The following is a 769-nucleotide window of genomic DNA, read 5'->3' as shown; positions in this document are numbered from 1 at the left end:
CTAAGAGCCTTACTACATTCTACGTAGCAAGGCTCTTTAAAGTTGTTTCAAATTACATCCATCTGTTTATATAATACTTAAAAAATGAATAATAAAGTTGTTTACTTCTTATTGAACTAACGCATCTGTTCGTTTAAGTGTAACTCTTCACAATTACTTGATATTATATAGGTGAATAGAAAGATAAATTAAAATTTAGTTTCGTAGTTGTAAAAGGAGGTTATTTATATTATTCTCTTATAATTTTCCAAAAAGGAGAGTTTATGAAAAAGATTATTGTTTTTGTATTAACGATATTTATATTATTCTCAGGATTCGCAACAAAAAGTTATGCGTTGTCAGATTCGCAATCTGCGGCAATACAAGCGTTGCTAGATGATGCCTGTCGTATATCAGGTGTGCCGGGAATGTCAATCTCAATACTTGCTGATGATGAAGTGTTCTACTTTTCTTCAGGGTATGCAGACCGTGAAAAGGGGTTGTCTGCAAGTGAAAATACACTCTATGAGTTAGCCTCGGTCAGTAAAGCTTTTACCGGTATGGGTATTATGCTGTTGGAAGAGCAAGGGCTGCTCTCAATGACTGACCCTGTCCAAAAATATTTACCTTGGTTTACGTTAAAGTATCAAGGGAAACCTGTTGATATGCAAAGTCTTACACTAAATAACTTTCTTCACCATACCAGTGGTCTAACAAATATTAGGCATACTCAAAATATTCCACAAGGCAATACACCGGATATGTTGCAAAAGACTGTGGAAATGCTCGT

At 34.7% G+C, this 769-nt stretch carries 1 protein-coding gene; it reads left to right on the top strand.

Going from position 1 to position 769, the window contains the following annotated elements:
* Nucleotides 1–263: 263 nt before the first annotated feature.
* Nucleotides 264–769: serine hydrolase domain-containing protein (locus Q3V31_RS30680; RefSeq protein WP_329767700.1), on the top strand; the 506-nt coding region annotated here is incomplete at its 3' end.

Origin of the sequence: Bacillus nitratireducens, from assembly GCF_036320425.1 — a bacterium.
Classification (GTDB): Bacteria; Bacillota; Bacilli; order Bacillales; family Bacillaceae_G; genus Bacillus_A; species Bacillus_A nitratireducens.
Note: the sequence above shows the minus strand (reverse complement) of the source record. Positions and strands in the feature narration are given on the sequence as shown.